This is a genomic window from Blautia sp. Sow4_E7, assembly GCF_052116245.1.
Lineage (GTDB): Bacteria > Bacillota > Clostridia > Lachnospirales > Lachnospiraceae > Blautia_A.
Genome location: NZ_JBQKLL010000075.1, coordinates 1 through 5,591, shown reverse-complemented (window position 1 = coordinate 5,591; position 5,591 = coordinate 1). Strand labels below are relative to the sequence as shown.

General features: G+C 39.3%; 7 protein-coding genes. 4 read left to right on the top strand and 3 right to left on the bottom strand.

The features are described from left to right. Positions 1 to 154: 154 nt before the first annotated feature. From ACTQ50_RS18930 to dinB, 3 genes are all read right to left on the bottom strand, one after another. Positions 155 to 520 (bottom strand): hypothetical protein, encoded by a 366-nt coding sequence (locus ACTQ50_RS18930; RefSeq protein WP_441485456.1) that lies wholly within the window; start codon positions 518 to 520, stop codon positions 155 to 157. A gap of 272 nt (positions 521 to 792) precedes the next feature. Beyond that, complete coding sequence (locus ACTQ50_RS18925) at positions 793 to 1,029, bottom strand: hypothetical protein (protein WP_087316747.1); 237 nt, start codon at positions 1,027 to 1,029, stop codon at positions 793 to 795. Between the two features lie 23 nt (positions 1,030 to 1,052). Then, a complete protein-coding gene (dinB, locus tag ACTQ50_RS18920; RefSeq protein ID WP_441485455.1) occupies positions 1,053 to 2,297 on the bottom strand; it encodes a DNA polymerase IV in 1,245 nt (414 codons plus the stop codon). A gap of 190 nt (positions 2,298 to 2,487) precedes the next feature. Here dinB and ACTQ50_RS18915 point away from each other — a divergent pair, with 190 nt between their 5' ends. From ACTQ50_RS18915 to ACTQ50_RS18900, 4 genes are all read left to right on the top strand, one after another. After that, the gene (locus ACTQ50_RS18915) at positions 2,488 to 2,943 is read left to right on the top strand and encodes a helix-turn-helix domain-containing protein (protein ID WP_441485454.1); all 456 of its coding nucleotides are present in this window, start codon (positions 2,488 to 2,490) and stop codon (positions 2,941 to 2,943) included. 92 nt (positions 2,944 to 3,035) lie between these two features. Further along, entirely contained in the window at positions 3,036 to 3,599 is a 564-nt protein-coding gene (locus ACTQ50_RS18910) for an ImmA/IrrE family metallo-endopeptidase (RefSeq protein WP_118053427.1), read from the top strand. A gap of 276 nt (positions 3,600 to 3,875) precedes the next feature. Continuing rightward, the gene (locus ACTQ50_RS18905) at positions 3,876 to 4,199 is read left to right on the top strand and encodes a MobC family plasmid mobilization relaxosome protein (RefSeq protein WP_173752639.1); all 324 of its coding nucleotides are present in this window, start codon (positions 3,876 to 3,878) and stop codon (positions 4,197 to 4,199) included. After that, positions 4,166 to 5,569 (top strand): relaxase/mobilization nuclease domain-containing protein, encoded by a 1,404-nt coding sequence (locus ACTQ50_RS18900; protein ID WP_441485453.1) that lies wholly within the window; start codon positions 4,166 to 4,168, stop codon positions 5,567 to 5,569. Before ACTQ50_RS18905 ends, ACTQ50_RS18900 begins: the two co-directional genes overlap by 34 nt. Positions 5,570 to 5,591: the final 22 nt, after the last annotated feature.

Sequence of the window (5,591 nt, the reverse complement as noted above, 5' to 3'; positions counted from 1 at the left end):
GCCATTCAACAACTGTTATATATAAAACAAGGGTGAGAAGCCTGATTTTCAGGCTTGCCACCCTTACATATCATAGAAGAATCTTATTTACAGACTTTTTCTCATAGTCTCGGACCTTCCTATCTGAGGTCTCCTGGGAGTCGTACACGGGTGGTTATTCATCGCTTACAAAATACCGATATTTCAAGAGTCTGTAATACAGTTGACCATTCTTCGGATAATCCCTTAATGCCAAAAGGGAGTCTCTCATAATCTCCAGCAGGCACAAATTCATATCATTATTCAGCAACTTATCCTGGATTCTTCGTTTCTCTGCCATTGCATCGACATCGACCAATTCGTAAAGCATTTCTTTTAAATGCTTTCCTTCCACTACATATAACTCATAATCTATATCTACAATATTTTTTTCAATACGGAACATCACCTTCGTATATTGTTCAAGTAAAAGCTCCGTATTTTTATAGGCTTCTTCAGTCACCACTTCCATATTGTCAAAAATATTTTGAATTGTCTGCATAATTGTCCTCCTTCCCGACTGCACCTGCAGTCAGACCAATCATAAAGTATTTCTCAGCAATAACTGCTGTGCTGAACATCACTGTCATGCAGCTTCCGCAGAAATTTCTACAGTGGGATTGTTTTCATTTCTGGCTGACCGGAAACTATATGATATATGTAAAGCAGCCGGTTCTCACGGGAAAGGATGTATCCCCGACCACTGATGTTTCTGTTTTGACTATTTTTTATTTTTAAAGGGAGCCCTGTTTTAGGGCATCCTTTTGGAATCGCTTATTTCCGTTCCATAAACCATTTATAATTTTCTTCATATGTGAGATGGCATATCTTACCTTCCACCATACAAGTATAGCGATAACCGGTACCACCAGCTTTCCTGCTCGCACATCTTTCCGGTTTTGAAATTTTATCAATTTCATACCGATGCCCGTCTTCCCATACAAACGCTTTGGGAATCAATTCACCTTCCCTGCTAAATACCGCCAGGACATCAACATATACCTTATCCATCACTCAAAAACACCTTGCCTCTCCTATCCGTGGAAATAACCTTGCGGATGAACCGTATGCTCTCTTGCATTTAATTGTGCCAGGAGCCTATCCTGATAAACGAAAGCTCTTTGAATGCTTTGGTATCCAAACCTGGCTCGGATTTCATCCACTACCTGATCCATCTTTTCCAACTTTTCTCTTTTCTGTTCACTCATAAATAAGTCCAACTGATACGGCATATCATCTGATACCAGATCACATCCCCGGACGCCAAGACTTCTAATAGGGTGTTCCCATCTGTAATTATCTTTAAATAGTCGATATGCAGCCTGAACAATTTCATCTGTAATATTGGTTGGACGCTTCAATTTGCATTGCCTTGAAAAATGATATAACTCATTATCACGAATTGATATTTCAATCACCTTACATTGAAATCCATTTTCACGTAATCTGGCTGCTACACTTTCAGACAGAGCCATCAAAATAATCTTTACATCCAAATCATTCACCAGATCTCTTGGAGTCGTTGTACTATTTCCAATAGATTTGATTGGAGCTTGATATCCTTCTACGCAAACCGGCGTTTCGTCCCAGCCATTTGCAAATGTATGTAATACCAATCCCATCTTTCCGAGACGGTTCTCCAATATAGCTGGTTCCGTATTTGCAAGTTCACCAATTGTTTTGATTCCTAAAGTCTGCAGTTTTTTATTAGTGCTTCTGCCGACATAAATCAAGTCTCCTGCCGGAAGGTTCCAGGCAAGGCTTTTATAATTTTCTCTTGAGAACTCTGTAATGGCATCAGGCTTTTTATAATCGGAACCAAGTTTTGCAAATATCTTATTCCATGAAACACCAATGCTAACCGTGACTCCCAACTCATGCTTTATTCTTTTACTGATTTCATTTGCTATTTTCATTCCATCGCCTTTTATTGAAGTGCTGGCAGATACATCAAGCCAACTTTCATCAATTCCGAATGGTTCTCTCAAATCTGTATATTCACTATAGATTTCTTGTGCCATTCTTGAAAATCGCAAATACAAATCCATTCTTGGTGGTACAAAAATGATTTCCGGGCAAACCTGCTTTGCCTGCCATAATGCCATTCCTGTTTTCACGCCTGATTTTTTTGCAACATAATTTGCTGTAAGAACAATTCCGTGCCTTGCTTCCGGATGCCCTCCTACCGCTAATGGCTTTCCCGCCAATTCCGGATGATGCAGCATCTCTACGCTTGCATAAAAACAGTTCATATCAGAATGAAGTATTGTACGTTCCATATCATCACCGCCCAATCAATATTAGCAATATATAGCAAGTTTATTATTGACTTTTTCTTTTATTCATTCTATAATTTGCTTATAGTTACGACAGATTGCCACTTCTTGCTAATTCTTATTCTAGCAACTATTAGCATGATTGTCAAGATACTATTCGCAAGAAATAGCAAATCAAGAATGGAGGCGCATTATGAAACCCTTTAAAGAGAAAGTAAAAGAACATCGAGGACAACTTGGATTAAGTCAAAAGCAACTGGCAGAAAAAGCTGGGATTGGATTCCGTACCATCGTTACTTATGAAGCTGGAGAACGCTTTCCCCAATCAGCGCAACTCTATAAGCTGGCAAAAGCATTAAATGTATCAACCGAGTATCTGAAGGACGATTCCATCGAAGACCCGACCTATGGACTTGATCGGATGGACTATGTTGAAGAAATGCGTCAGATGACCAGTAAGCAAGATTCTCTTAATCTGGAAGAAATGCTGAGACAAAACCAGACACTTTTTGCCGGAGGCACCATAAGTGAAGAAGCCAAAGATCAATATTTTCAGGCTGTGATGGAAGCATATCTTGATTGTAAAAAAGCTGCGAAAGAAACTTTCGGCAGAAAAAAATCTGAAAACCTTGCATCTATTGATAAGTAATCCTCCCGCTATCCTTTTTATAGGACAGCTTTTATACTACACTGATAGTGAGAAATCCTATCTACTATAAAACAGGGAGGATGTGAATTCGAGTGACCATTGAAACAATAGCTGACACAGTCAAACAGCTGCAAAACAAATATGATGAAACTGATCCTTTTCGTTTAGCTAAGGTAATGAAAATTACAGTAAAGTTACGCCCAATGGGAATCTATGAAGGATGCTGCAAGGGGTTTTTTCTAATTTCACGGAGAATGAAACATATCACAATCAACAGTGATCTTCCAGAACTATTACAGAAAGTAGTTCTCTCTCACGAACTGGGGCACTGTATATTACATGCAGACTCTGCAGCCAGTGCACCTTTTCATGAGGTAACTTTATTTGATAATACGAACCATAAAGAATATGAGGCAAACATTTTTGCTGCCGAATTGCTCCTGCCAGATGAACAAGTTCTGGCTCTGCTCAATGATGATTTGTTTTTCTTTGACGTCGCCAAAAAATTGTGCGTTCCATTTGAAATGCTGGATTTCAAATTCCGGGTTTTAAAGCGAAAGGGGTATAAAGTAGAATCTCCTGTAGTGTCACAGGGCGATTTCTTGAAAAAACTTGAAAAAGCAGCCGATAAGGCAACATCTTATGAATTGTGCTGAAAATACTATCTCAAAGCATTATCTGAAAGCTAAGACTTTTTGAACCTTGTCATCTTAGCTTTCTTTTTTTATGTCTCTTTTTTCTTCTCCCAGTAGGTTATTTATAGGGATCTCTTTTCAAGAGGTACTCTTCCGGCGGCTCCACCGCCGGTTAAATAGCAAGGACAGGAAGTGTATATACACTTCCACAAAAATGGCAATTCAGGGAACCCTGCCCTAAATTGAAAACCCCGAAGCACCCCAAAACCGAATTACGTACAGAAGGAGAAAATAGACATGTCAAACAGAAAAAGAAACATCCAAATATTGTTTTGTGTTACTCCAGAGGAAAAGAAGCTGATCCGCCAAAAGATGATTCTGTCAAAGACCAGAAACATGGGCGCCTATCTTAGAAAAATGGCTATCGACGGCTATATCATCAACACCGACACAACCCCGATCAAGCAGATGTACGAAGAGATGCACAAAATCGGTGTAAACATCAACCAGATTGCAAAAAAGGTAAATACCACCGGTGATTTGTACCCGGAAGAAATGGAAGAATTGAAAAGGATGGTAAGCGAGATATGGCATATATTAAAATCTTCCCCATTAAAGTAACTGACAAAAAAGCGCTGGACTATATTATGAATCCGGACAAAACCGAAGAAAAATTACTGATTTCCAGTTTTGCCTGTTCCCCAGAATCTGCTGATCTGGAATTTGCTTTCACCAGAGATGAAGGTAAAAAGAACGTGATGGATAAAGGCAACAATCTGGCATTTCATTTAATTCAATCTTTTAAGCCTGGAGAGGTTGACGCTGAAACCGCACATAAGCTCGGCAAAGAATTTGCTGACGAAGTACTAAAAGGGAAATATGAATATGTCATCAGTACCCATGTTGACCAGAATCATATTCATAACCATATCATTTTTAATGCTACCAGCTTTGTTGACCATCATAAATATGTCTCCAACAAACGCAGTTACCATAAAATCTGCAGGATCAGCAACCGTATTTGTCAGGAAAACGGTCTTGTCACCAGTATGCCAACCGGCGAAAAAGGGAAATCTTATAAAGAAAATATGGAATATCATCGTGGAAACAGCTGGAAAGCAAAATTAAAAGTCGCTGTAGATAAAGCAATCTGGTCATCCATCAACTATGATGAGTTTCTTCAAAAAATGAAGCTTGCCGGATATGAGATCCGTCAAGGAAAGAACCTGGCTTTCCGGGCACCGGAGCAAAAAAACTTTACAAATATGAAATCTCTGGGTAGCTATTACACAGAAGAAAATGTATTACTCCGCCTTGAGACAAACCGGCATAAAACAAAATTTCCACGTAACGTCCCCAGAGAAGTACGACTTTTTGTCAATATCTCTGCTTACGTGAGTACCGGCAATCGTGCCGGATTTGAACGGTGGGCACAACTCAATAATCTGAAAGAAGCAGCCCGAACCTTCAACTATCTATCCGAAAACAATTTGCTGAATTACGAAGACTTTAGGCAGCATATTGCTGATATTGATAATTCTATTATTGCTACGGAACAGCGAATTTCTGAATTAATCTCTGAAATATCCCATCAGGAACTTATTCAGAAGCATTGTTCATCCTATCGTACCTGCAGAAAAATAATTGAAGATGCAAAAACAGCACCAGATCCTCAGAAATATAAAGCTGCTCACCAGTCGGAATACAAACTGCATGATTCCTTAAAACAGCAATTACAGGAGCTGGGCATTACAAAGTTACCTTCCCCGGAAAGGCTTCAGAAAAAAATAGAGAATCTAAGAAATGAACGTTCCTCTGCTGTCAAGGAAAAGCAAGATTTAGAAAAAAAGCGCTCAACATTAAATACCATAACTGCCAATTTCAACACCTTGCTATCCGATGATGCATATTCCGCAAGAACTGCGCATCCGTTCCAGAGGAACGGAGCGCCATTCCGCTTCAAACTGAGCAAAGCTCAGCAGGTTGATTAATTACTATTGGTTATTCTGCGAT